General features: G+C 65.7%; 23 protein-coding genes. 22 read left to right on the forward strand and 1 reads right to left on the reverse strand.

Features of this window, described 5'->3' with window-relative positions; translation table 11 throughout:
- Nucleotides 1-11 precede the first annotated feature (11 nt).
- Nucleotides 12-1,118 (forward strand): acyltransferase, encoded by a 1,107-nt coding sequence (locus J3474_RS06915; protein ID WP_207093514.1) that lies wholly within the window; start codon nt 12-14, stop codon nt 1,116-1,118.
- Here J3474_RS06915 and J3474_RS06920 read toward each other — a convergent pair whose 3' ends face one another.
- Complete coding sequence (locus J3474_RS06920; protein ID WP_207093515.1) at nt 1,119-1,736, reverse strand: DNA-3-methyladenine glycosylase; 618 nt, start codon at nt 1,734-1,736, stop codon at nt 1,119-1,121.
- Nucleotides 1,737-1,841: 105 nt separating this feature from the next.
- On the opposite strand from J3474_RS06920, the gene ddmB reads away from it, so the two are divergent.
- The 21 genes from ddmB to ftsZ all read left to right on the forward strand — a co-directional run bounded on the left by ddmB (nt 1,842) and on the right by ftsZ (nt 23,799).
- The gene (ddmB, locus tag J3474_RS06925) at nt 1,842-2,159 is read left to right on the forward strand and encodes a dicamba O-demethylase ferredoxin subunit DdmB (protein ID WP_013832091.1); all 318 of its coding nucleotides are present in this window, start codon (nt 1,842-1,844) and stop codon (nt 2,157-2,159) included.
- A gap of 84 nt (nt 2,160-2,243) precedes the next feature.
- Nucleotides 2,244-3,254: a cysteine synthase A gene (locus J3474_RS06930; protein WP_207093516.1), complete on the forward strand. Its 1,011-nt coding sequence runs from the start codon at nt 2,244-2,246 to the stop codon at nt 3,252-3,254.
- A gap of 40 nt (nt 3,255-3,294) precedes the next feature.
- On the forward strand, nt 3,295-3,657 hold the full coding sequence (locus tag J3474_RS06935) for a hypothetical protein (RefSeq protein ID WP_013832093.1): 363 nt from the start codon (nt 3,295-3,297) through the stop codon (nt 3,655-3,657).
- Nucleotides 3,647-4,432 carry a GldG family protein gene (locus J3474_RS06940; protein ID WP_242528225.1) on the forward strand — a complete coding sequence of 262 codons (786 nt, stop codon included), beginning with the start codon at nt 3,647-3,649 and terminating at the stop codon, nt 4,430-4,432. Before J3474_RS06935 ends, J3474_RS06940 begins: the two co-directional genes overlap by 11 nt.
- A gap of 330 nt (nt 4,433-4,762) precedes the next feature.
- Nucleotides 4,763-5,260, forward strand: coding sequence for a division/cell wall cluster transcriptional repressor MraZ (locus J3474_RS06945; protein WP_007012071.1), 498 nt, complete (start codon nt 4,763-4,765; stop codon nt 5,258-5,260).
- Complete coding sequence (gene rsmH, locus J3474_RS06950) at nt 5,257-6,276, forward strand: 16S rRNA (cytosine(1402)-N(4))-methyltransferase RsmH (protein ID WP_007012072.1); 1,020 nt, start codon at nt 5,257-5,259, stop codon at nt 6,274-6,276. Before J3474_RS06945 ends, rsmH begins: the two co-directional genes overlap by 4 nt.
- Nucleotides 6,273-6,824, forward strand: coding sequence for a hypothetical protein (locus tag J3474_RS06955; RefSeq protein ID WP_013832096.1), 552 nt, complete (start codon nt 6,273-6,275; stop codon nt 6,822-6,824). The genes rsmH and J3474_RS06955 overlap by 4 nt, the downstream gene beginning before the upstream one ends.
- On the forward strand, nt 6,821-8,596 hold the full coding sequence (locus tag J3474_RS06960; RefSeq protein ID WP_013832097.1) for a penicillin-binding protein 2: 1,776 nt from the start codon (nt 6,821-6,823) through the stop codon (nt 8,594-8,596). The genes J3474_RS06955 and J3474_RS06960 overlap by 4 nt, the downstream gene beginning before the upstream one ends.
- On the forward strand, nt 8,593-10,056 hold the full coding sequence (locus tag J3474_RS06965) for a UDP-N-acetylmuramoyl-L-alanyl-D-glutamate--2,6-diaminopimelate ligase (protein WP_207093517.1): 1,464 nt from the start codon (nt 8,593-8,595) through the stop codon (nt 10,054-10,056). Before J3474_RS06960 ends, J3474_RS06965 begins: the two co-directional genes overlap by 4 nt.
- Before the next feature lie 6 nt (nt 10,057-10,062).
- Entirely contained in the window at nt 10,063-11,559 is a 1,497-nt protein-coding gene (murF, locus tag J3474_RS06970) for a UDP-N-acetylmuramoyl-tripeptide--D-alanyl-D-alanine ligase (protein WP_207093518.1), read from the forward strand.
- 16 nt (nt 11,560-11,575) lie between these two features.
- Complete coding sequence (mraY, locus tag J3474_RS06975) at nt 11,576-12,646, forward strand: phospho-N-acetylmuramoyl-pentapeptide-transferase (RefSeq protein ID WP_007012066.1); 1,071 nt, start codon at nt 11,576-11,578, stop codon at nt 12,644-12,646.
- A gap of 10 nt (nt 12,647-12,656) precedes the next feature.
- On the forward strand, nt 12,657-13,991 hold the full coding sequence (murD, locus tag J3474_RS06980) for a UDP-N-acetylmuramoyl-L-alanine--D-glutamate ligase (RefSeq protein WP_013832100.1): 1,335 nt from the start codon (nt 12,657-12,659) through the stop codon (nt 13,989-13,991).
- Nucleotides 13,991-15,187, forward strand: coding sequence for an FtsW/RodA/SpoVE family cell cycle protein (locus J3474_RS06985; RefSeq protein ID WP_207093519.1), 1,197 nt, complete (start codon nt 13,991-13,993; stop codon nt 15,185-15,187). The genes murD and J3474_RS06985 overlap by 1 nt, the downstream gene beginning before the upstream one ends.
- Entirely contained in the window at nt 15,184-16,368 is a 1,185-nt protein-coding gene (gene murG, locus J3474_RS06990; protein ID WP_207093520.1) for an undecaprenyldiphospho-muramoylpentapeptide beta-N-acetylglucosaminyltransferase, read from the forward strand. Before J3474_RS06985 ends, murG begins: the two co-directional genes overlap by 4 nt.
- On the forward strand, nt 16,365-17,774 hold the full coding sequence (gene murC / locus J3474_RS06995; RefSeq protein ID WP_013832103.1) for a UDP-N-acetylmuramate--L-alanine ligase: 1,410 nt from the start codon (nt 16,365-16,367) through the stop codon (nt 17,772-17,774). Before murG ends, murC begins: the two co-directional genes overlap by 4 nt.
- Entirely contained in the window at nt 17,771-17,995 is a 225-nt protein-coding gene (locus J3474_RS07000; protein WP_041558738.1) for a hypothetical protein, read from the forward strand. The genes murC and J3474_RS07000 overlap by 4 nt, the downstream gene beginning before the upstream one ends.
- Nucleotides 17,995-18,921, forward strand: coding sequence for a UDP-N-acetylmuramate dehydrogenase (murB, locus tag J3474_RS07005; protein WP_207093521.1), 927 nt, complete (start codon nt 17,995-17,997; stop codon nt 18,919-18,921). Before J3474_RS07000 ends, murB begins: the two co-directional genes overlap by 1 nt.
- The gene (locus J3474_RS07010) at nt 18,918-19,889 is read left to right on the forward strand and encodes a D-alanine--D-alanine ligase (RefSeq protein ID WP_083835191.1); all 972 of its coding nucleotides are present in this window, start codon (nt 18,918-18,920) and stop codon (nt 19,887-19,889) included. The genes murB and J3474_RS07010 overlap by 4 nt, the downstream gene beginning before the upstream one ends.
- Complete coding sequence (locus tag J3474_RS07015) at nt 19,886-20,818, forward strand: cell division protein FtsQ/DivIB (RefSeq protein ID WP_207093522.1); 933 nt, start codon at nt 19,886-19,888, stop codon at nt 20,816-20,818. The genes J3474_RS07010 and J3474_RS07015 overlap by 4 nt, the downstream gene beginning before the upstream one ends.
- Nucleotides 20,818-22,098 (forward strand): cell division protein FtsA, encoded by a 1,281-nt coding sequence (ftsA, locus tag J3474_RS07020; RefSeq protein ID WP_013832106.1) that lies wholly within the window; start codon nt 20,818-20,820, stop codon nt 22,096-22,098. The genes J3474_RS07015 and ftsA overlap by 1 nt, the downstream gene beginning before the upstream one ends.
- 159 nt (nt 22,099-22,257) lie before the next feature.
- Nucleotides 22,258-23,799, forward strand: coding sequence for a cell division protein FtsZ (gene ftsZ, locus J3474_RS07025; protein WP_207093523.1), 1,542 nt, complete (start codon nt 22,258-22,260; stop codon nt 23,797-23,799).
- Nucleotides 23,800-23,943 lie beyond the last annotated feature (144 nt).

Genomic DNA, 23,943 nt, shown 5'->3' on the forward strand with positions numbered 1-23,943 from the left:
GGTCTCGCTCCATGGATGAGCGTTTCCTCAATCGGCCGCTTTCGGTGGTCCTCGATTTCGTGCGCTTCGGCGCAGCACTGCTCGTCGCCCTGGGCCACGCGGTGCAACTGGGCCTGTATGCCGGCGACTTTCCCTTCGGCGTGCGCATGCAGCACTATTGCGTCATCGTCTTCTTCGTCCTCTCGGGGCTGGTGATCAGCAGTTCGGTGCTCGGCGGGCGGTCCGACCTGCGCCGCTTTGCGATCTCGCGAATTTCGCGGATCCTGCCCGTGGCGGTCCCGGCGCTACTGTTCGGCCTCCTGGCCGCATATGTGCTGGCGGGGCCTGCGCATGTGCCCATAGACAACAGTCCGAACGAGGCGGCCGAGGTCGCCGAGCGCTTCATTCCGCCGCTTGCTTTCGTCAGCGCCTGGCCGGGCATGCCTGCGCCGGTCTGGAATCCCCCTTATTGGTCGCTGTGCTACGAAGTCTGGTACTACGCGATCTTCGCGCTGGCCTTCTTTCTGCGCGGTTGGGGGCGCTATGTGGCGACCGGACTTGCCTGCCTGCTGGCAGGGCCTTCGATTCTGCTGCTCATGCCGGTCTGGCTGGTCGGCGTCGCGCTGACTCATTTCGGCCTCGTGCGGCGCGTGCCGCTTGCGCTCGCGCCGATCCTGCTCGTCCTGTGCCCACTTCTGGCGCTCCAGCTGTTCGAAATCGACCGCGAGGTGCTGATCCCCTTCCTCAAGTCCTGGTGGCCTTTCGCGATCCAGTGGTCGGTCTGGGCGGTTGCCGATCTTGCGATGGCGCTGATCATGGCGCTGGCGATCCTGGCCGCCCGGCCGCTGGTCACCGCGCTGGAGCCGCAGGTCATGCGCCTTGCCGGGCTTGCGCAGGGCCTCGCCGGTTTCTCCTTCACGCTCTACCTGTTCCACTGGCCGCTCATCCAGTTCCTGCTCTCTCACGGCTTGGGTCGGACCGAGAGCGTTCCGGAGTTCACCGCACTGCTGGCGCTGGTCGTCGGCGCCTGCGCGGCGATCTCGATCCTGACCGAGCGTCAGTCGCCCCGGCTGCGCCGCTGGATCGAGGCGAAATTTCCTGCGCGCGCCAGCCTGCCGGTCGCGATCCTTCCGGCCTGATCAGAGGGCGGCGTTGTTGTAGCAGTGCCAGGTGAAGATGGCAGCGCTGCCGCGGTGCGGGCGCCAGTTTTCTGCCAGTTCGCGGGTTTCCTTCTCGCTTGGGCGTGCATCGAGACCGAGTATCCGGTGCAGCCCGGCCTGCACGGCGAGGTCACCGGCCGGCCAGATGTCGGGGCGGCCCTCGGCGAAGAGAAGGTAGATCTCGGCAGACCAGCGGCCGATGCCCTTGATCCGCACGAGGTCGGCAATCGCTGCCTCGTCGTCTTCGGGCAGGTTCTCCAGGTCCAGTGCGCCGGCCACGACCAGCTCGCAAAGCGATCGCGCATAGCCCTGCTTCTGGCGCGAGAGGCCGCAGCCGCGCAGGGCATCGAAGTCGGCCTCCAGCAGCGCATCGGGGGGCAGACCTTCGCCCAGTAGCGACTCGAGCCGGGACCAGACCGAAGCTGCGGCAGCCACACTTACCTGCTGGCCGACGATGGTGCGCAACAGCGTTGCATAACCGCGCTGGCGAATCCGCGGTTCGGGATAGCCCGCCAGGTCCAGCGCCCGCGCGAACCCGGGCTCCCGCGCCGCGAGAGCATCGAGTCCAAGTTTAATGGTGTTGGCGTTCAGGCCCATGCTTCGATTGCCTTGCAAATGGTCTGCACCGCGATTAGCAGCCTAGGCCAAGTGCTGAAACATGCCAAATTGCGCTATGTCGAGATTTAAAGGGGACCCCTGAGAATGCCGCAGATTACCGTCGTCAACCAGTCGGGTGAAGAATCCAGCGTCGAGGCCAGCGAAGGTCGTACCCTGATGGAAGTCATCCGCGACAGCGGTTTCGACGAACTTCTGGCGCTTTGCGGCGGCTGCTGCTCGTGCGCGACCTGCCACGTCCACATCGATCCGGCCTTCATGGAGAAGCTGCCGGAGATGAGCGAAGACGAGAACGACCTGCTCGACAGCTCGGATCACCGCAACGAGTACTCGCGTCTCTCGTGCCAGATTCCGGTCACCGGCGCCCTCGAAGGCCTGAAGGTGACGATCGCACAGGAAGACTGAGCTTTTCCGCGCTGGAAGTTTGAATTGAGGGGGGTAAGGCGCAATTCGTTTGCGCCTTGCGCTCCGAATTCCTAATTCCCGGTCATGACCGTACCGCAAGCCAAACGCTCCACGCTCGATCTCATCGGCAACACGCCGCTCGTCCTGCTCAAGGGACCTAGCGAGGCTGCCGGTTGCGAGATCTGGGGCAAGTGCGAATTCGCCAACCCGGGCGCCTCGGTGAAGGACCGCGCTGCCTTGTGGATCGTGCGTGATGCCGAAGCGCGCGGAACCTTGCAGCCGGGCGGCACGATCGTCGAAGGCACGGCGGGCAACACCGGCATCGGCCTTGCGCTCGTTGCCAATGCGCTGGGCTACAAGACCGTCATCGTCATGCCCGAGACGCAGTCGCGCGAGAAGATGGACACGCTGCGCGCGCTCGGCGCGGAGCTGGTCCTGGTACCTGCCGCGCCGTTCTCGAACCCCGGGCACTTCGTGCACACCTCGCGCCGCATCGCCGAGGAGACCGAAAACGCGGTCTGGGCCAACCAGTTCGACAATATCGCCAATCGCAAGGCGCACATCGAATCGACCGCGCCCGAACTGTGGGAGCAGATGGGCGGCCGGATCGACGGCTTCACCTGCGCGGCCGGCACAGGCGGCACGATCGCGGGCACCGGGCTTGGCCTCAAGGCGCTCGACGAGAAGGTGACGGTTGCACTGACCGACCCCCACGGCGCGGCGCTCTACAACTATTACGCCTGCGGTGAACTGAAGGCGGAAGGCTCCTCGGTTGCCGAAGGCATCGGGCAGGGCCGCATCACCGCCAATCTCGAAGGCGCTCCGATCGACACCCAGTTCCGCATCTCCGATGAGGAGGGGCTGGAGTGGGTGACGCGCCTGCTCGCCGAAGAAGGCCTGTGTCTTGGCCTGTCCTCCGGCATCAACGTGGCGGGGGCGGTTGCGTTGGGCAAGCAGTTGGTGGCCCAGGGCAATACGGATGCGCGCGTCGCGACGATCCTGTGCGATACGGGCTTCCGTTATCTGTCCACGCTTTACAACCCGGAATGGCTGGAAGCGAAGGGCTTGCCGGTCTTCCCTTGGTTGGCAAGGTAAGTTAGAACTCCTGCCGATGGCAGGGCACTATCCGCCTCCTATGGTCGAACCGATCACGACCCCGCAGCACTATGTGCCGCCTTCCGCGCGCGACTTGCGCTCACAGGCGGTGCATCGCCTGCAGGTGGGCGCTTTCGGGCTGTGCGCGATGCTGCTGCTGGTCGGGCTTGCTAACATCATCACCGACCGGGTCGACCGCAATACCGATGTCGAGGATCCGATCCACGAAGTGGTCGCGGTCGATGCCAAGCCCAAGAAGGCCGCGTCCGATCCGCTGGCCGACATCGGCGTCGTTCCGGCTTCCGATCCCACGCCCACCCCCACGCCCACCCCGACTGTGACAGCAGGGCCGCGGCCTGCGCCGATGCAGAGCGGAGAGGCCGCACCTCTCGTTGATCAGTAGTCGCATGGCGCTGCTGGCGCTGCTGGCGCCTAGTCTCGCCTTGGCGGGATGCAACCTGCTGGGCGGATCGGATGCGGCGGGGAAAAGTGGGGAGGCGCAAGCGCCTGTGCCACTGGGGGTCTATTCGAGCCTTCCGTTGTTTTGGGGTGAGAGCGATGACATTCGCGGTTTCCTCTCGAGCGACAAGGATCAGGGCTGGGCGCATGCCTTCATTCAGGCGCGGGCCGGGCTTGTGCCGCTGGACCATCTGGCAGACGCTTCGGGAGCATTGCCTCTGGCGAAGGATCACGTCCTTTTGCTGGCTCAGCCGCGGCCTCTGACGCCGCAGGAAAACGTCGCGCTCGACGATTGGGTCAATGCCGGGGGCAGGGTTCTGCTCTTTGCCGATCCCATGCTCACGGCTCATTCGATATTCGCGCTGGGCGATGCGCGGCGCCCGCAGGATATCGCGATGCTCTCGCCGATCCTGGGGCGATGGGGCCTTGAGCTCGAGTTCGACGAATCGCAGCAACCCGGTGAGCGTCTTGTAGAGCTCGAGGCCGGTGCGGTCCCGGTGAACCTGCCGGGGCGCTTCCGGCTCAGGCAGGAAGATGGATACTGCACGCTGGAAGCAGCGGGTTTCCTGGCCGATTGCCGGGTGGGGAAAGGGCGGGTCGTCGCGCTGGCGGATGCCGCTCTGTTCGAGGATTCGCACGATCTGCGCGACGCGGAAAGCCGCGGCAAGCTGCTGGACGCGCTGTTGACCCGGGTTTCGGTGGGGATCGGGCGGGAATAACCGGTGTGACCCGGGGATGGCGCGGGTGAGCCTGCTTATCTCTAAAAATACACATTAAAAACAGCACTTTATATTGATCATGATTTCTCATCGAGGAGTGGTGATCCCATGGGATCGCCGCATTTCGTCGCAAATTCGGCGGAAAAAACCGGCTGATCCCCGATTTTCCCTTTCGTCCCCAAATTTCCCGCGATACAAAGACAGCCAATCGGAATGGTTGAGTCTCGCCGTGTTCATGCGTGAGCACGGAACCCGATGGCGTGAGCGCGCGGTCGGGGCGGGGTCAGTCATTGTTCCGAGACTTGGACCCTCAGGGGGAAATGGGGCGGCATGGCTGGGCAGCCATACATCTACAACGGACAGGGCTTTTCGCTTCAACGCGACAAGAACCGTTTCGTGCTGCCCAACGTCTTTCGCGGCACCGTGCGCGAATCCAGCGGCAAGGATCTGGTCTGCCTGATGCCGCACGATCGTTGGCCCTGCCTCATGGGCTTTGGCCTTTCGCGCATCGCCGACTTCGAGCAGGAGCTCAAGGAAATGCAGGACGTCGCCCTGCGCGCGGGCAGGGAATTCGACGCCGAGAAGCGCGCCAGCGACATCTATTCCTCCTACGAGGTCCCCTTCGACGGCAGCGGCCGCTTCGTTCTGCCCGACGATCTCGTCGCGCTCGCCGAAATCTCCGACCAGCTCTACTTCCGCGGCAACGGCAAGTTCTTCACCGTATGGGCGCCCGAGCAGCTCTACGCGATGGAAGACGACTGGAAGGCGGCAAAGACCGCCTGCCGCAGCCTTGCGGAAAAGGAACTGGCAAAGGCGCGCAAGAAATGACGCGGCCGCAAGACCATACGCCCGAGCACTCCGAGGAGCACGTTCCCCATGTCCCGGTGCTTCTCGACGAAGTCGTCGCCGCCCTGAACCCCCAGGGCGGCGACGTCATCGTGGATGCCACGTTCGGAGCGGGCGGCTACACCCGGCGCCTGCTTGATGCCGGGGCGACGGTCCATGCTTTCGATCGCGATCCCGATGCCATTGCCGCGGTCGAACGCAACCGTGGAAAATGGCCCGAGCTGGACAGCGATCCGCCGCGGCTCGTCTTGCACCCCAGGCGCTTCTCGGAAATGGTCGAGGGCCTGGGAGAATCCGGCGTTTCCGGGGTGGATGGCGTCGTCATGGACATCGGTGTTTCCTCGATGCAGCTCGATCAGGCGGAGCGCGGCTTCGCCTTCGGTTCCGATGGCCCGCTCGACATGCGCATGTCGCAGCAGGGGCTTTCGGCTGCGGACTTCGTGAACGAGGCGGACGAGGCCGAGATCGCCGACGTGCTCTACCTCTACGGGGAAGAGCGTCAGTCGCGCCGGATCGCCCGCGCCATCGTCGCTGCACGGCCGCTGGCCACCACCGGGGAACTGGCCCGGGTGGTGCGCAAGGCCCTTGGCTACAATCCGAAGTACAAGGGCGCAAACGCCCCTAAGGATCCGGCAACGCGGACCTTCCAGGCCATACGAATCCATGTGAACGGAGAGCTCGACGAGCTCGATGCAGGCCTTTCGGGCGCAGAAAACCTGCTCAATCCGGGCGGCCGCCTTGCGGTCGTCACCTTCCACAGCCTCGAGGACCGCAAGGTAAAGCGCTTCCTGCGCGATGCCAGTGGCGGCGGGGCTTCCACTTCCCGCCACCTGCCGCAGGTCGGTAGCGGTTCGGTGGCCACTTTCACCAAGCTGTCGAAGGCAATCCGGCCTGGCGAGGCCGAACTCGACGCCAACCCCAGATCCCGATCCGCCACTCTGCGCAGCGCCGTGCGCACCGATGCCCCCGCCAGAGATACCCACAGGAGCGCAGCATGAACCTCACCCGCGATCGCGTACATTCGATCGGCTGGATCTCGGTGCTGCTGGTCTGCGGCGCGATGACGATCGGCCTGACCCTGCGGGTGAATGCGGTGAAGAGCCAGGTGCACGATGCCGAGAAGAGCATCGTCTACGTGCAGCGCGACATCGACTTCCTGGAGACGGAGTTCCAGACGCGCTCGAACCAGCAGGCGCTCAAGCAGCTCAACGATCTCGAGTTCGGCTACAAGGCGCCGGGCGCAGGGCAGTACATCGAGGGCGAGCGCCAGCTTGCCGCGCTGGGCAAGGCGGCGGCGCCGGGCGCGCCCGAACCGATCCGCTATGCCAATGCCGAAGCGCCTGCCGACAAGGCTTCGGAAAGCTCGTTGCTGGCGATGGTTTCGCCGGTCAGCGGCGCCACTGCGGCAGTGCCGGAAAAGGCTGAAAAGTCCCAGGAAACGGCGACCAAGGACCTCGATCCCGAACTCAAGGCGCTCAAGCATGACGCTGCCAGCCTGAGCAAGCGCCTGGCCCGCATCGAACTGGCGGAGGCTGCCCAGCAGTGACCGCGATTGCGATCCCGACAACGATATCGTCAGGAAGGCGCAAGCTCGTCAACGTCCGCCAGCGCTCGCTGCTTGTCGCCAAGCTGCGCACGCTCTGGATCCTGGGCGTTTTCGTGCTTGTGGGCACCTGCGCGCTGCTCAGGATCGTCTATCTCGGGATGACCGGTGTTTCCGCGCACGACGGCAGCCTTTCCGACCTGCTCGTGCCCGACCGGGGTGAAATCGTCGATCGCAACGGCGTGCCGCTTGCGCGCGAGTTCCGTGCCTATTCGCTGTGGTTCAATCCGCGCGCGATGACCGAGGGCGACGCGCTGATCCACACGCCCGACGAAGTGGCCGACGGACTGCTGCGCATCTTCCCCGATCTCGACCGCGCACAGGTGCTTGAGCGTCTGAAGTCGGGCAAGGCGGGCTACATCCGCAAGTCGATCCTTCCCGAGGACGCGAACAAGGTCCACGCTCTGGGCGAACCGGCGCTGGAATTTCCGCTCGAGGCGACGCGCTACTATCCGCAAGGCTCGATGGCCGCGCACGTGCTCGGCTATGTCGACAGCTACGGCAAGGGCAAGGTCGGCATGGAAGAGGCCTTCGACGACAAGCTCGTCTCGCCTGAGGGGCGCACCCATCCTGCCGTCCTCTCGATCGACTTTCGCGTGCAGAGCGCGCTGGAAGACGAACTCGGCCGCGCCATGGCGGAATCGAAGGCCAAGGGCGCAGGCGGCGTGATCCTCGACGTCGACACCGGCGAAGTGCTGGCGCTCGCCTCGCTGCCCTCGTTCGACCCGAACCACGTCAAGCCGACCGACATGGTCATTTCCGAAGAGCAGGCCAGGCTCGGCGAGGTGCCACACGGTTTCAACCGCGTCACCAACCAGGTCTATGAACTGGGTTCCACCTTCAAGCCGCTGGCGGTGGCATCGGCGATGGATGCCGGCACGATCACCGATCTTGGCCGTCGCTGGTCGGCGCACCCGCTGCATGTCGGGCGCTTCACGATCAAGGACAGCCACGCGATGGGCGATTCGCTCAACGTGGCCGAAACCCTGATCCATTCCTCGAACGTGGTGACCGCGCAGATTGCCGACGAACTGGGCGGCGTGCGCCTCAAGAAGACGATGGAAGCGCTGGGCATGGATCGCCGCCCCGACATCGAGCTTCCCGCGCGCGGTTTCCCGATCTGGCCCAAGGGCGAATGGCCGCGCCTGCGCACGATGACGGTGTCCTACGGGCACGGCATCGCCGTTACCCCGCTGCACCTGGCCAGCGCCTATGCCGCGCTCGTCAATGGCGGGATCTGGCGTCCGGCGACGCTCAAGAAGCTCGATCCGTCCGACATTCCGGCCGGACACCGCGTGTTCAAGGCCTCGACCAGCGCACGCAGCCGCCAGCTCCTGCGCATGATCGTGCGCTACGGTACCGGCCGCAAGGGCGATGCCCCGGGCTTCCGCATCGGCGGCAAGACCGGCTCGGCCGAAAAGCCGGGTGCAGGCGGATATCGCCACCACTCGCTGATCTCGACCTTCGCTTCGGCTTTCCCGATGGACAAGCCGCGCTTCGTCGTGATCGCCATGCTCGACGAGCCGCAGGGCACGCAGGCCACCTCATTCCAGCGCACGGCAGCCTGGAACGCCGCGCCGGTCATCGGCCGCGTCGTCCCGCGTATCGGCCCGATCCTGGGCATCATGCCCGACGAAACGCGCGACATCGACATTTCCGATCTCAAGCCGCTCATCCCCAACGAAGTGCGTGCGTCAGAGGCTGACGGCGAATGAAACTGACCGATCTTTGCTCTGCAGCCGGCATCGCCCTGACCGAGAGCGGTGAGGCGACGGTGACCGGCTTCGCCATCGATCATCGCAAGGTCGCGCCCGGCACTGTCTTCGGCGCCTTCCGCGGTGCGAAGTTCAACGGCGAGGATTTCATCGCTGCTGCCATCGAAGCCGGCGCGGTCGCCGTGGTTGCCGCGCCCGATGCGACGGTGGAAGGCGCAATCCACTTTGCCGATGCCGAGCCGCGCAGGCTTTTCGCCCGCCTGGCCGCACAGTTCTTCACGCCCGTGCCGCCGACCCTGGTCGCGGTGACCGGCACCAACGGCAAGACCTCCACGGTCGAACTGACGCGCCAGATCTGGCGCATGGCCGGCATTCGCGCCGCCTCCATCGGCACCCTTGGCGTGACCACCAGCGACGAGACGGTCTCGACCGGGCTGACCACGCCCGACATCGTCACTTTCCTCGGCAACCTCTCCGGCCTGGCCCGCGAAGGCGTTACCCACGTTGCCTACGAGGCATCGAGCCACGGCCTTTCGCAGTTCCGCATCGAGGGGCCGCGCGTCGCAGCCGGGGCCTTCACTAACCTCAGCCGAGACCACCTCGACTATCATGCGACGATGGAAGAGTACTTCGCCGCCAAGATGCGTCTGTTCGACGAAGTGGTGGTTGACGGCGGCACGGCAGTGGTCTGGGCGGACGACGCGTGGTCCGACAGGGCGATCGAACATGCCGCCAAGCGCGGACTGAAGCTGTTTACCGTCGGCACGAAGGGCGAGCATATCCGCCTTCTCGGCCGCACGCCCGGCGGGCTCGGGCAGAAGTTGGAGATCGAGTACGCAGGCACGAACCACACTATCGATCTGCCGCTGATCGGCGCGTACCAGGCCGCCAATTCCCTGGTCGCGGCGGGACTCGTGCTGGCGACCGGAGGCGAGGCGCATGCCACCTTCGACGCGCTCAAGCGCCTGCAGACCGTGCGGGGCCGAATCGAGCGCGCGGCGATCACGCCGTCCGGCGCTCCGGTCTATGTCGACTATGCGCATACGCCCGATGCACTGGAAGCCGCGATCGCCGCGCTTCGTCCTCACGTTGCCGGGCGCCTGATCGTTGTGTTTGGTGCGGGCGGCGACCGCGACACGGGCAAGCGCCCGGAAATGGGCAAGGTGGCGGCCGATGGCGCGGATCTCGCGATCGTCACCGACGACAACCCGCGCGGCGAGGATCCCGCCGCGATCCGGTCCATGGTCCTGGCAGGCATGCAGGACAGGGGCCGGGAAATCGGCGACAGGCGGGAGGCCATCGGCGCCGCCGTCGGGGAAGCCGGAGCCGGCGATATCGTCCTGATCGCCGGCAAGGGACATGAGCAAGGACAAATCATCGGCAGCGGCGCAGATGTGCGCGTCCTGCCATTCGACGATGTCACGGTTGCCAGGGAAATGGCTGGCGCACTGGGGAGGTAGAAGACGATGAACGCTGTTGCCCGGATTCTCGACTGGCCTGCTGAACTGTCGGATGAGAACCCGTCTGCGCTGTGGGACGCGGTTGCGATCGCGCGCGCGGTCAAGGGCACGGCGAATGCCGAATTCACCGTTTCCGGTGTCGAGATCGACAGCCGCGACGTCCAGCCCGGAGACCTGTTCTTCGCCTTGAAGGGGGAGAGCATGGACGGGCACCGTTTCGTCGAGATGGCCTTTGCCAAGGGCGCTGCAGCCGTCGTCGTCGACCGTCCCGTGGACGGCCCTCACATTCTCGTGAAGGACACGACCGAAGCGCTGGAGAAGCTGGGCGCAGCCGCACGCCAGCGCGGGCGCGGCCCGATCATCGGCGTGACCGGATCGGTCGGCAAGACCGGCGTCAAGGAATCGATTTTCGCGGCTCTCGATCGCTCCAGCCGCGGCGACGCGCATCGCTCGGTCAAGAGCTACAACAACCACGTCGGCGTTCCGCTCAGCCTTGCGCGCATGCCTAGCCGCGCGCGCTTCGGCATCTTCGAGATGGGCATGAACCACGCCGGCGAGATCGCCGCGCTGACCCGGCAGGTACGCCCGCACGTTGCGGTGATCACCACCATTGCCCCGGCCCACATCGAGATGCTGGGCTCCGAAGAAGCGATTGCCGATGCCAAGGCCGAGATCTTCCAGGGACTGGAGGAAGGCGGCACGGCGGTGATCCCGGCGGACAGCCCGCATTTCCTGCGCCTGCGCGATGCGGCGGTGGCATGTGGGGCGAAAGTGGTGTCGTTCGGCAAGGCCGCCGATGCCGACGTGCGCCTGCTCGATACCGTTTCGGCCATCGGCGGCGGTTCGCTGGTAACGGTGGACATGGGCGACCGCCGCGTCTGCTACACCGTCGCTGCCCCGGGCGAACACTGGGTAATGAATTCGCTTGCCGTCATGGCGGCAGTACGCGCGGTCAAGGGAGACCTTGGCGCAGCTGGCGTGGCGCTCGCCGAAATGGGCGGCCTTCCGGGCCGCGGTGCGCGCGTCGAGATCGACGTTCCGGGCGGCGAGGCCGACGACGAAGGCCAGCGCAAGGCGCTGCTGATCGACGAGAGCTACAACGCCAATCCGGCCTCGATGCGCGCGACGCTGGCCCAGCTCGGCCGCACTCCGGCGCGTCGCCGGATCGCCGTGCTCGGTGCGATGAAGGAGCTGGGCAGCCACGGGCCTGACTATCATGCCGCCCTGGCCGAACCGATCCGCGAGGCGGGCGTCGATTACGCCGTGCTCGTCGGAGAGGAAATGGCGCCGCTCGCCAAGGTCCTCGACGAAGGGGAATTGGGGAAATCGGAAGGCGCGAAACTTGGCAAAACCGTGGCTTTCGCGCATTGCGGCAGTGTAGGGGAAGCTGTCGATGCCTTGCGCGCATTCGGACTTGAGCGGGATGATGCAATCCTTGTCAAAGGTTCGAATTCGGTGGGCCTCGCTTCCCTCGTGACCGCGCTCAGCAAGCAGGAAGGGTAGGGGTTCACCCCGCAAGATGCTGTATCTTTTCGCAGAATGGTTTCATTTCGAAGGGCTGGCCAACCTCTTTCGCTACCAGTCGTTCCGCTCCGGCGCCGCGCTGATGACGGCTCTAGTCATCGGTCTGATCATTGGGCCGAAGTTCATCAACATGCTGCGAATCCGCCAGGGCAAGGGCCAGCCGATCCGTGAGGACGGCCCGCAATCTCACCTCGCCAAGCGCGGCACGCCCACGATGGGCGGGCTGATGATCCTGATCGCGGTGATCGTGTCGATGCTGCTGTACATGGACATGTCCAACCCCTTCGTCTGGGCCTGCGTGGCCGTGACGGTGGGTTTCGGCGCCATCGGTTTCATGGACGACTACGACAAGGTGTCGAAGAGCAGCCACAAGGGCGTGCCCGGACGGGTGCGCCTGGCGATGGAATTCGTGGTCGCGGGCATTGCCGCCTACATCATCGTCAGCCAGCTCAACACCAACCTCTATGTGCCGTTCCTTTCGGGTCGCTATATTCCGCTGGGGCCGTTCTACTACGTCTTCGCTGCATTCGTGATCGTCGGCGCCGGCAATGCCGTGAACCTGACGGACGGGCTCGACGGCCTTGCGACGATGCCGGTGATCATCGCTGCAGGCACCTTCGCGATCATCTGCTATCTCGCGGGCCGCGTCGACTATGCGACCTACCTCGGCATTCCCCACGTGCCGCGCGCCGGTGAACTGGCGATCTTCTGCGCCGGTATCATGGGCGCAGGGCTGGCCTTCCTGTGGTTCAACGCCCCGCCGGCGGCCGTCTTCATGGGCGACACCGGCAGTCTGGCACTGGGCGGCGCGCTGGGCGCCATCGCCGTGGCTGCTCATCACGAGATCGTGCTGGCCGTCGTCGGCGGCCTGTTCGTCCTCGAAGCGGCCTCGGTGATCATCCAGGTCTTCTGGTTCAAGCGGACCGGAAGGCGCGTGTTCCGCATGGCGCCGATCCACCACCACTTCGAACAGAAGGGGTGGAAGGAATCGACGGTCGTGATCCGCTTCTGGATCATCTCGATCGTGCTTGCCGTAATCGGCCTGTCCACGCTGAAGCTGCGATAAGGGGACAGGCGTGATCGTCTCCCCCGCCTTTGCCGGTAAACGATACGCGGTCCTCGGGCTTGCCCGCTCGGGGATGACCGCTGTCGAGACCTTGCTGGCCAGCGGGGCGCACGTCATGGCCTGGGACAACCGCGACGAGCCCCGACAGGCCCTGGCTGGCCGCGTCGAACTGGCCGACCCGGTGACGGCGGACATTTCCGGCTACGACGGCGTGGTCGTCTCGCCCGGAATCCCGCTGAACCGCCATCCCATCGCTTCTGCCGCGCAGCGCGCCGGAGTGCCGGTGATCGGCGACATCGAGCTTTTCGCGCTGGCGCGGCCCAGCTTGCCTGCCCATCGCGTGGTTGGCATAACCGGCACCAACGGCAAGTCGACGACCACTTCGCTGGTTCATCACCTGCTCGAAAAGGCCGGCGTGCCCGCGCGCATGGGTGGCAATATCGGCGTGCCCATTCTCGGTACCGATCCGCTTCCCGAAGGGGGCGTCTATGTGCTGGAGCTTTCGAGCTACCAGATCGATCTGACGCGCAGCCTTGACTGCGACGTGGCCGCACTGCTCAACATCACGCCCGACCACCTCGATCGCTATGACGGCTTTGCGGCCTATGCGGCGTCGAAGGCCAGGCTCTTCACGATGCAGGGGGCCGAGCATGACGCGGTCTTCGGCAGCGGCGATGCGGAAACCGCCGCCATCGCCAGCACCGAGGCGAACAGGCGCGGTCTCGATCACGTCCGCATCGTCGATGGCGCCAAGCTCACGACGCTGCAGAAGAAGTGGCCCTCGCTGCAGGGGCCGCACAACCTGCAGAATGCGGCCGTTGCCGTGGCCATCGTCGAGGCGCTCGGCATTAAGCCCGAGCAGTGGAAGCGCGCCATGCGCAATTTCCGCGGACTGCCGCACCGCATGGAGCGCGTGGCCGAGGCTGACGGTGTCTTTTATATCAACGACAGCAAGGCGACGAACCCGGCTTCGGCCGCTCCGGCGCTGGCTGCATTCCCGCCCGACCCAGAGCCGCGCATCCACTGGATCGTCGGCGGTCTGCCCAAGGGCGATGACCTTGACGAGTGCGCACCCTATTTCGGCAACCTCGCGGCGGCATACACGATCGGCGATGCCGGGCCGCGGTTTGCCGAGATCCTTGCGCCCTACACGCAGGTCCACCGCAGCGAGATGATGGCCGAGGCGATCCGCGAGGCAATGGCGGCGGCCAGGCCGGGCGACGTGGTGATGCTGTCCCCGGCCTGCGCCAGTTTCGACCAGTTCCGCGACTACGAGGCGCGCGGCGAGGTTTTCCGCCAGATCGTCGAGGCGCTGCTTGCGCCCGAGGAAGAGGAGGACGCCTGATGGCGACCGCCGCTCCCGGCTCCAGTTCGCGCGCCGCCCGCTATAACCGCAATCGCCGCAGCGAACTGGCGATATGGTGGCAGGAAATCGACCGTGCGGTGCTGGCCATCGTGCTGATCCTCATGGGCATCGGCGCGGTCGCCGTCGCGGCCGGTTCGCCAGCCAGCGCCAAGCGCTTGTCGACCGCGCATGAGCGGCTGCCGGAACTGCACTTCTTCTACCTGCACATGCGCTGGCAGCTGATCGGCCTTGCCGCGATGTTCTGGGCCTCGACCCGGACCAAGGACAGCGCGCGGCGCATCGGCATCCTGATGGCGGGGGCCATGCTGTTCCTGCTGGTACTGGTGCCTTTCGTCGGTTCCGAAGTGAACGGTGCGCGGCGCTGGATCCGTCTCGGTGTCTCGATCCAGCCGTCCGAGTTCCTCAAGTGCGGCTACCCGATCCTGCTTGCCTGGATTCTCTCCTGGCGGGCACGCGATCCGAACATTCCCGTCGTCGGGATCTGTTTTGCAGTCATGGCGCTGCTGGGCGCATTGCTCATGGCCCAGCCCGACTTCGGCTCGACCATGCTGTTCGGCGGGACCTTCTTCGTGCTGATCCTGCTGTCGGGCATTCCGCTCAAGCGCATCGGCATGTTCGCGGGCGCGGGCCTGGTGGGCATCGTCCTGATGTACTTCACCTATGAGAACGGCCGGAACCGCATCGACAACTTCCTGTTCGGCGGCACCGCCTTCGACCAGGTCGACCTGGCCGAACGCACCCTGCTGAACGGAGGCTGGTCGGGACTGGGCTTCTGGATGGGCACGCGCAAGTTCGCGCTGCCCGAGGCGCACACCGACTACATCTTCTCGGTCATCGGCGAGGAATTCGGACTGATCGCCTGCATCGTGATCGTCGTGCTCTACCTTGCGGTGCTGACCCGCATCCTGCTGCGCCTCGTCGACGAGGAAGACCTCTTCACCGTGCTGGCCGCTTCGGGCCTTGCTGCGCAGTTCGGCGGGCAGGCCTTCATCAATATCCTCGTCAATCTGCAGCTTTTTCCTTCGAAGGGCATGACCCTGCCGCTGATCAGTTACGGTGGTTCCTCCACCGTCGCAGTGTGTCTTGCCATGGGGCTGCTACTGGCGATTACGCGGCGAAATCCGTACATCAAGCGTGAACGCTTTTCGCTTCGCGCCATCGGAGACAATTCATGAGTCAGGTCAGCCGCCACTACGTTCTCGCCGCGGGCGGGACGGGCGGACACCTCATTCCCGCATTCGCGCTTGCCGCCGAGCTGGACCGGCGCGGGCACCACGTGGCGCTCATCACCGACGAGCGGGGCGCGGCGATTCCCGGAAAACCCGATTTCCTGCCTGCCCATGTGCTGCCGCCCGGCCGCATTGCCGGCAAGAATCCGGTCAACTGGCTCAAGGGCGCGCGCGGCATCCTCGATGGCCGCCAGATGGCGCTGCGCCTGTTCGACAGCTTCGAGCCTTCGGCCGTCGTCGGCTTCGGCGGCTATCCGGCCATGCCCACGTTGCTTGCCGCCACGGCTGCCAAGATCCCGACCGTCCTGCACGAGCAGAACGCCGTGCTGGGCCGCGTGAACCGCTACTTCGCGGGCAAGGTCGATGCCATCGCCACGTCCTGCGAGGAAGTCGACCGGCTCGATCCCAGGCATGCCGGGAAGGTGACGCTCGTCGGAAATCCGGTGCGCAGCGAAGTGCTCACGCTTCGCGACGAGCCGTTCCCGGATTTCACCGAAGACAGCCTTTTCCGCATTCTCGTGACCGGCGGCAGCCAGGGCGCGCGCGTGCTGTCGCAGGTCGTGCCCGATGGCCTTGCCATGCTGCCGCCCGCGCTGCGCTCGCGCCTGCAGGTTATCCAGCAGTGCCGTCCGGAGGATATCGAGGCGGTGCGTGAACGATATGCCAGCCACGGCATTCCCGCCGAACTGGCAACCTATTTCGAGGACATGGACGAGCGTCTGGCCTCGGCCCACCTGTTCATCGGCCGCGCCGGTGCCTCGACCATCGCGGAGCTGACGGCTGTCGGCCGTCCCGCCATCCTCATTCCCCTGCCGATCGCGACTGACGATCACCAGGCCGCCAACACGCGCGAGATCGTCGCAGCAGGCGGAGCCCGTTCGATCCGGCAGGAAGGCTTCACCGGCGCCACGCTTGCCAAGCAGATCCAGGCGATGGCCCAGCATCCCGAGACCCTCGCCAATGCCGCCCACGCGGCGTGGAACTGCGGCTATCCCAATGCCGCGCGCGATCTGGCCGATCTCGTCGAGAGCTTCGGCGCTGCCCCGATCATGGACGTGATCCGCATGGACAGGAAGGTTGCGCCCGCCAACGGCAACGAGGCACTGGCCCGGGAGCCCGCGCTGTGAGGGGCGTAGGCACGGATATCGGCACGATTCACTTCGTGGGCATCGGCGGCATCGGCATGTCCGGCATTGCCGAAGTCATGCACAACCTCGGTTATTCGGTGCAGGGCTCCGACATTGCCGAGGGCTATGTCATCGACGGGCTGCGCAAGCGCGGCATCAAGGTGATGATCGGTCATGCGGGCGAGAACGTCGCCGGGGCCGCAGTCGTCGTCACGTCCACGGCGGTTAAGCGCGACAATCCCGAAGTGGTCTATGCGCTGGAACACCGCATTCCCGTGGTGCGCCGCGCAGAGATGCTGGCCGAGCTGATGCGGCTCAAGAACACCGTCGCCGTGGCCGGCACCCACGGCAAGACGACGACGACTTCGATGGTCGCGGCGCTGCTCGACGCGGGCGGCATCGATCCCACCGTGATCAACGGCGGCATCATCAATTCCTACGGTTCGAATGCCCGGCTCGGCGCGTCGGACTGGATGGTGGTGGAAGCCGACGAAAGCGACGGCTCGTTCCTGCGCCTCGACGGCACGCTCGCCGTCGTCACCAACATCGATCCCGAGCACCTCGACCATTACGGCTCGTTCGAGCGCGTGAAGGAAGCCTTCGTCGAGTTCATCGAGAACGTGCCGTTCTACGGCGCGGCCCTGCTGTGCATCGATCATCCCGAAGTGCAGGGCGTGATCTCCAAGGTCCGGGACCGCAGGGTCGTGACTTACGGCTTCTCCGCACAGGCGGACATCCGCGGCGAGAACGTGACGCCTTTCCCGGGTGGCAACCGCTTCGATGTCGCCCTGCGCCAGCGCGACGGCTCGTTCCGCCGGATCGAGGGGATCGAACTGCCGATGCCCGGTCGGCACAATGTCCAGAACGCACTGGCAGCGGTTGGCGTCGCGGTCGAGATGGGCTGCTCGGACGAGTGCATCAAAGGCGGCTTCGCCAAGTTCGGCGGGGTCAAGCGCCGCTTCACCAAGGTGGGCGAAGTGGATGGGGTCGCCATCATCGACGACTACGGCCATCACCCGGTCGAGATCCGCGCCGTGCTGGCCGCCGCGCGCGAGGGCGTGAAGGGGCGGGTCATCGCCGTCGTGCAGCCGCACCGCTTCACGCGCCTGCGCGATCACATGGACGAGTTCCAGACTGCCTTCAACGATGCCGACGTGGTCTATGCCAGCCCGGTCTATCCTGCCGGCGAGCAGCCGATCGAGGGCGTCGACAGCGCCGCCATGGTCGAGGGCATGAAGTCGCGCGGGCACCGTTCGGCGCAGGTCATCGCGGGTCCGGGTGAACTGGCCGATACGCTGGCCGCCTCGGTCCAGCCCGGCGACATGGTCGTGTGCCTGGGGGCCGGCGACATCACCAAGTGGGCCGCGGGCCTTGCCGACGAGATCCGTTCGCGGAGGACGGCGTGAACCTGTTCAACCCTCTCGATTGGCTGGAGCTCGTCTCCGAGTCTCATCGCCGCCACATCGAAGCCCTGCAGAAGTACGTCGAGGCGAGCCAGGCCTCGATCGATCCGGCACGCAAGGAAGAGGCAGGCGAACTGCTCGGCGAAGCCAACGAGAAGGCGCGCGAGGCGGCCGAGGGGCTGGCACGTGCGCAATGGGCGTGGCTCGGGATGTGGCGGTTCTGATGGAAGCCCTGTTTCCCTCCGTTTCCGGCAAGCTGACTGCCAATGCCCCGCTGGCTCCGCTCGTCTGGTTCAAGTCCGGCGGCGTTGCCGAGTGGCTTTTCGAACCCAGGGACATTGCCGATCTGCAGGCCTTCTTGCGCGAACTCGATCCCGCGGTGCCGATCATGGCGCTGGGCCTGGGTTCGAACATGATCGTGCGCGACGGCGGCGTGCCGGGCGTGGTGGTGCGTCTGGGCAAGCCTTTCGCCAGGGTCGCGCGGGTTGATGCCGTGACGTTGGACTGCGGGGGCGGGGCCTCGGGCATCCTCGTGTCCTCGACCGCGCGCGACAACGGGATTTCCGGCGTCGAATTCCTGCGCTCGATCCCCGGAACGGTCGGAGGCTTCGTGCGCATGAATGGCGGCGCCTATGGCGGGGAGGTCAAGGACATCCTCGTCGATTGCGACGTCGTCCTGCGTTCGGGTGAACTGGTGACGCTGGGCAATGCCGATCTCGGCTATACCTATCGCCATTCGGAATTGCCTGAGGGCGCCATTGTCGTGGCCGCACGCTTCAAGGGACGCCCCGGCGACCCCGTGGCGATCCAGGCGGAGATGGACCGGATCTCGGCCAGCCGCGAGGCCAGCCAGCCGCTGCGCTCCAAGACCGGCGGTTCGACGTTCAAGAACCCCGAGGGGCACAAGGCCTGGCAGCTCGTCGATCAGGCCGGATGCCGGGGACTGCAGGTCGGCGGCGCGCAGGTCAGCGAGAAGCATACCAATTTCCTGATCAATACCGGCGGCGCGACAAGCGCCGATATCGAGGCCTTGGGCGAGGAAGTGCGCCGCAGGGTCCGGGAAAACTCGGGCGTCGAGCTCGAATGGGAAATCCAGCGCGTCGGCACGCCTGCCGACGGGCCCAACACACAGCAAGCAGGTACACAGTGAGCCTTCCCAAACTTCATGTCGCGGTCCTGATGGGCGGTTGGTCGCATGAGCGGTCGGTTTCGCTGATGAGCGGGGAAGGCGTGGCCAAGGCGCTGGAGTCCAAGGGCCACAAGGTCACCCGAATCGACATGGACCGTAATGTCGCGCTGCGCCTGTCGGAAGCCGCGCCCGACGTCGTGTTCAATGCGCTGCACGGTGCTCCGGGCGAAGATGGCACGGTTCAGGGCATGATGGACCTGATGGGCCTTACCTATACCCATTCCGGCCTCGCAACGTCGGTCATCGCCATCGACAAGGAACTGACCAAGCAGGCGCTCGTCCCCCATGGCATTCCGATGCCGGGCGGGCGCATCGTGGCCTCCGAAGATCTCTACGCCGGCGATCCGCTGCCGCGCCCTTATGTCCTCAAGCCGGTTAACGAAGGCTCGTCCGTCGGCGTTGCGATCGTCATGGACGCGAGCAACTACGGCAATCCGATCCGCCGCGATGCAGCCGGGCCGTGGCAGGAATTCGATCACCTGCTGGCCGAGCCCTACATCCGCGGCCGCGAACTGACGACGGCAGTGATCGGCGACCGTGCGCTGCTGGTGACGGAACTGAAGCCGAAGTCCGGTTTCTATGACTTCGATTCCAAATACACCGACGGTTTGACCGAGCATGTCTGCCCGGCCGAAATCCCGGACGAGATTGCGCAGGCCTGCAAGGACCTAGCCCTGCGCGCGCACCGCCTGCTCGGCTGCAAGGGCACCAGCCGCTCGGATTTCCGCTGGGACGATACGCAGGGCGTGGAAGGGCTGTTCCTGCTGGAAACCAACACCCAACCCGGCATGACGCCGCTCAGCCTCGTGCCCGAGCAGGCCCGGGCCTGCGGCATGGAATATGCCGACCTCGTCGAGGCGATCATCGCCGAGGCGCTGGAGGACGCGCGGTCGAAACAAGCTGCGGGGGCAGTGAAGGGGGCTGAATGAGCCAGACGATCCGGCGCAAGTCGAAGAGCGCGAGGAAGTCCGCCGCAAGGCAGGGCACCAAGGCCAAGGTCCGGCAGGCCCGGGCGACGACCGGATCGGCGATGGACGTCGCGATGAGCTGGTTGCCGTTCTCGGAAGACCAGCTTCACCGCATCTTCCTCTTCGCGATCCTTGCAGGCGCAGGCGTTCTGGCCTGGCTGGCCGCCAGTGCCGCGGGCCTTCCCGCGCTGGTCGGCGACCAGGTGGCCCAGGTCGCCGCGCATTCGGGCTTCGAGGTCAAGACCGTGGTCGTGCGCGGGGCGCAGAACATCAACAAGCTCAAGGTCTATGAAAAGGCCTTGGCCGAACGCAACCGGGCGATGCCCGACGTCGATCTCGAAGGGCTGCGCAGCGAACTGCTCGAACTTTCTTGGATCAAGGACGCGCGGGTATCGCGCCAGTTGCCCGATACGCTGGTGATCGACATCGTCGAGCGTGAGCCGCACGCGGTGCTGCGCAAGGCCGACCGCTTCGTCCTGATCGACGAATCCGGGCATGAGCTGGAGGCGATCAGCCGCAAGGATGCGCAAGGGCGGCTTATCGTCTCGGGCTTCGGCGCCGGGCAGCAGGTGACCCAGCTCGCCCACCTTCTCGAAGCTGCACCCGCGCTCAAGCCGCGTGTGCGCGAGGCGGAGTGGATCGGCAATCGCCGCTGGAATCTCACGTTCAAGACCGGGCAGGTGCTCGCGCTTCCCGAGGGCGAAAAGCCTTCGGCCAACGCGCTGGTCACCTTCGCCCGGCTCGACGGGACCAACCGCCTGCTGGGCGGCAAGGTTACCGCATTCGACATGCGGGCACGCGATCGCATCTATCTGCGCGTGCCCGACGAGGAAGGCAGGGAACTCGCGCTCAAGGCGGGCGCGGTTCCGCACAGTGTGGAGGCAGACTGATGGCAGGCCCGCGCATCACCCGCGTCTTCGGCGCGGTCAATATCGGTTCCTTCCGCATTTCCGCGATTGTCGCGGGCATTTCGGAAACCGGCGACATGATTGTCCTGGGCTCCGGGCACCGCGCCAGCCAGGGCATCAAGCGCGGCTACGTGACCGACATGACGGCGGCGACTTATGCCGTGCGCGATGCCATCGACCGGGCCGAGCGCATGGCCAACACTTCGGTCCAGAAAGTCTGGATCGGCTGCTCGGGAGCCGGGCTCGCCAGCCGTATCGACCAGTTCGACGCCGAAATCGGCGGCCGCCGGATCGAGCAGGAGGACATCGACCAGCTGCTCGTCAGTGCGCGCGACGTGATCCAGCCCGACGGGCGCATGGTCCTGCACGCGCAGCCGGCGCAGTACCGGCTCGATGGCGCACACGGTGTCATCGATCCCAAAGGCCTCCATGCCGAGCGCCTCGGTGTCGACATTCACGTCATGCTGGCCGACGGTGCACCGATCCGCAACCTCACCGAGGCGGTCCAGAGCGCGCACCTCGAGGTCGAGGCCGTGGTCGGTTCACCGATTGCGGCGGGGCAGGCCTGCCTCTCGCCCGAAGAGCGCGATCTGGGCGTTGCGCTCGTCGAATTCGGGGCGGAGGTCACCAATGTCGCGATCTATTCGGGCGGAATGCTGACCGACATGATCCCGATTCCGATGGGCTCGGCCGATATCACCGATGCGATAGCCTCGGCCTTCGGCATCCGCCGCTTCCAGGCGGAGCGCCTGAAGTGCGTCAACGGTTCGGCCATCGCCAGTCCGACCGACCATCGCGAGATGATCCCGGTCAATGCCCCGGGTGAGGAGGGCGTGGGCCCCATCGCCCGCCATGCCGACGAGAAGAACCGCATCCCGCGCGCCGAACTGATCGGCGTGATTACCGGTCAGCTCGGCGCATTGATGGAAGAAGTCAGCAAGGCCCTGAAAGCCATGCGCTTCAGCGGTCAGCGCGGACAGCAGGTGGTGTTCACGGGAGGCGGTGCGGAGCTGGTCGGCCTTGCCGATTTTGCCCAGGCCGCACTGGGCAAACCGGTACGGATCGGCCGCGTCCCGCAGCTTGCCGGTTTGGCCGAAGCCCATGTAAAGCCGGGGTTTTCAACCTTGGCCGGTCTTGTGTTATACGCCGCCGACGACCCGGTGGACATCCGTAGTCTCGGAAAGAGCCACCAGAAGACCGTCAAGTACAGTGGGCTTGGTGTGGTCGGTCGCGTCGTCAGTGCCTTGAAGGAATATTTCTGAGGCGGCCGCGCGCCTTGCATTCGCGTCGGAGCAATTCGCCGCATCTTGCACTGCAGCGGCTGTGGACAAAGGTTAAGAGCGCTTTGCGTGGACGAGTCGAAGCGTGCAATCAGGCTAGTCAAAGTGATTTCTTCGCGCACGTGCCTGCAGGAGAGCGAAATGAGCATTAACATTGGACCGCCGGCGATTGACGAACTTCGCCCGCGGATTGTCGTAATCGGTGTCGGCGGGGCCGGTGGCAACGCAATTGCCAACATGATCGAGGCCCAGATCGAGGGCGTTGACTTCGTGGTGGCCAATACCGATGCGCAGGCCCTGAACAATTCCATCGCCGAAACCCGCGTGCAGCTGGGGCCGGACATCACCCAGGGCCTCGGTGCCGGTTCGCGCCCCGAAGTGGGACGCGCCGCAGCCGAGGAGACGCTCGAGGAAATCGATCGTCTGCTGGACGGCGTCCACATGGTCTTCATCGCTGCGGGCATGGGCGGCGGCACCGGCACGGGTGCCGCTCCGATCATCGCGCAGGCAGCGCGTGAAAAGGGCGTCCTGACTGTCGGCGTGGTGACCAAGCCCTTCATGTTCGAAGGCACGCGTCGCATGCGTTCGGCCGAAGCGGGCATCGAAGAGCTGCAGAAGCACGTCGATACCCTGATCGTCATACCGAACCAGAACCTGTTCCTCGTCGCCAAGGCGGAGACGACCTTCAAGGAAGCGTTCTCGCTTGCCGACGAAGTGCTGCAGCAGGGCGTGCGTTCGATCACCGACCTCATGGTCATGCCGGGCCTGATCAACCTCGACTTTGCCGACGTGCGTTCGGTCATGGGCGAGATGGGCAAGGCGATGATGGGCACGGGCGAGGGTGAAGGTCCGAACCGTGCGCTCGAGGCGGCCGAGCAGGCGATTGCCAACCCGCTGCTCGACGGCGTGTCGATGCAGGGCGCCAAGGGCGTCATCATCTCGATCATCGGCGGCGACGACATGAAGCTGCTCGAAGTCGACGAGGCGGCCAACCATATCCGCGAACTGGTCGATCCCGACGCCAACATCATCTGGGGTTCGGCGTTCAATCCGGACCTGCAGGGCAAGATCCGGGTCTCGGTCGTCGCCACCGGCATCGAGCAGACCGCCGAGCAGGCCGAAGTGGCTTCGCGTCCGATGAGCCTGGGTGCCTCGCGCGGCCCGGTTCGTCCGGCCGTTGCCCGTCCGGTCGCCGTCGAAGCGCCCGGCGAGCCGGAACCGCTTGAACTGGGCGAGCCCGAGCCGGCGCCGCAGGCCGAACCGGTCGCCGCCGCGCCCGAGCCGGAGTCGTTCGACGAGCTCGAGCTCGGTGCGAGCGAGGAGATCGAGGGCGCCGATGAGCAGAAGGAAGCCGCTTCGGGCAGCTATGCCAGTCTTTCCGGGTTGCGCACGCCGCGCAAGGAGCCGCTGGATCTTGGCGCTGAAGCCGAAGCCTCCGAACCGGCGCGCAATCAGGACGAACTGATGCTCGACGGCGGGCAGGCGGCACCAGCGCCTTCGCCCACGCCGATCCCGCGTCGCCCCGCACCCGCCCAGCCGGCATCCGGCGGCGGCAGCACCCTGTTCGAGCGTATGACCAGCCTGTCCCGTCCCAAGTCGGCAGCCAGCGCGCAGTCGGACGAGGAAGAGGATAGCGCCTCGATCAGCATTCCGCGCTTCCTCGGGCGCCAGAACAACCAGTAACGGACACAAGGCCAGGGGCGGTGACTGCAGTTGCCGCCTCAGCTTCTTGCGCCATTCCCGGCACCGTCTGTCGCTCTGCGCGATTGTGTCGGCGGTCCGTTCGCTGCAGGTTAATCGACGGGACGGCATAGGGCGGCCCGGCTT

The organism is Novosphingobium sp. PY1 (assembly GCF_017312445.1).
In the GTDB taxonomy this organism is placed as follows: Bacteria; Pseudomonadota; Alphaproteobacteria; order Sphingomonadales; family Sphingomonadaceae; genus Novosphingobium.

Bases quoted from the DNA above. Each gene is read 5' to 3' on its own strand.
- J3474_RS06915 (WP_207093514.1), top strand. From the start codon at position 12: ATGGATGAGCGTTTCCTCAATCGGCCGCTTTCGGTGGTCCTCGATTTC.
- J3474_RS06920 (WP_207093515.1), bottom strand. From the start codon at position 1,736: ATGGGCCTGAACGCCAACACCATTAAACTTGGACTCGATGCTCTCGCG.
- ddmB (WP_013832091.1), top strand. From the start codon at position 1,842: ATGCCGCAGATTACCGTCGTCAACCAGTCGGGTGAAGAATCCAGCGTC.
- J3474_RS06930 (WP_207093516.1), top strand. From the start codon at position 2,244: ATGACCGTACCGCAAGCCAAACGCTCCACGCTCGATCTCATCGGCAAC.
- J3474_RS06935 (WP_013832093.1), top strand. From the start codon at position 3,295: ATGGTCGAACCGATCACGACCCCGCAGCACTATGTGCCGCCTTCCGCG.
- J3474_RS06945 (WP_007012071.1), top strand. From the start codon at position 4,763: ATGGCTGGGCAGCCATACATCTACAACGGACAGGGCTTTTCGCTTCAA.
- rsmH (WP_007012072.1), top strand. From the start codon at position 5,257: ATGACGCGGCCGCAAGACCATACGCCCGAGCACTCCGAGGAGCACGTT.
- J3474_RS06955 (WP_013832096.1), top strand. From the start codon at position 6,273: ATGAACCTCACCCGCGATCGCGTACATTCGATCGGCTGGATCTCGGTG.
- J3474_RS06965 (WP_207093517.1), top strand. From the start codon at position 8,593: ATGAAACTGACCGATCTTTGCTCTGCAGCCGGCATCGCCCTGACCGAG.
- murF (WP_207093518.1), top strand. From the start codon at position 10,063: ATGAACGCTGTTGCCCGGATTCTCGACTGGCCTGCTGAACTGTCGGAT.
- mraY (WP_007012066.1), top strand. From the start codon at position 11,576: ATGCTGTATCTTTTCGCAGAATGGTTTCATTTCGAAGGGCTGGCCAAC.
- J3474_RS06985 (WP_207093519.1), top strand. From the start codon at position 13,991: ATGGCGACCGCCGCTCCCGGCTCCAGTTCGCGCGCCGCCCGCTATAAC.
- murG (WP_207093520.1), top strand. From the start codon at position 15,184: ATGAGTCAGGTCAGCCGCCACTACGTTCTCGCCGCGGGCGGGACGGGC.
- murB (WP_207093521.1), top strand. From the start codon at position 17,995: ATGGAAGCCCTGTTTCCCTCCGTTTCCGGCAAGCTGACTGCCAATGCC.
- J3474_RS07015 (WP_207093522.1), top strand. From the start codon at position 19,886: ATGAGCCAGACGATCCGGCGCAAGTCGAAGAGCGCGAGGAAGTCCGCC.
- ftsA (WP_013832106.1), top strand. From the start codon at position 20,818: ATGGCAGGCCCGCGCATCACCCGCGTCTTCGGCGCGGTCAATATCGGT.
- ftsZ (WP_207093523.1), top strand. From the start codon at position 22,258: ATGAGCATTAACATTGGACCGCCGGCGATTGACGAACTTCGCCCGCGG.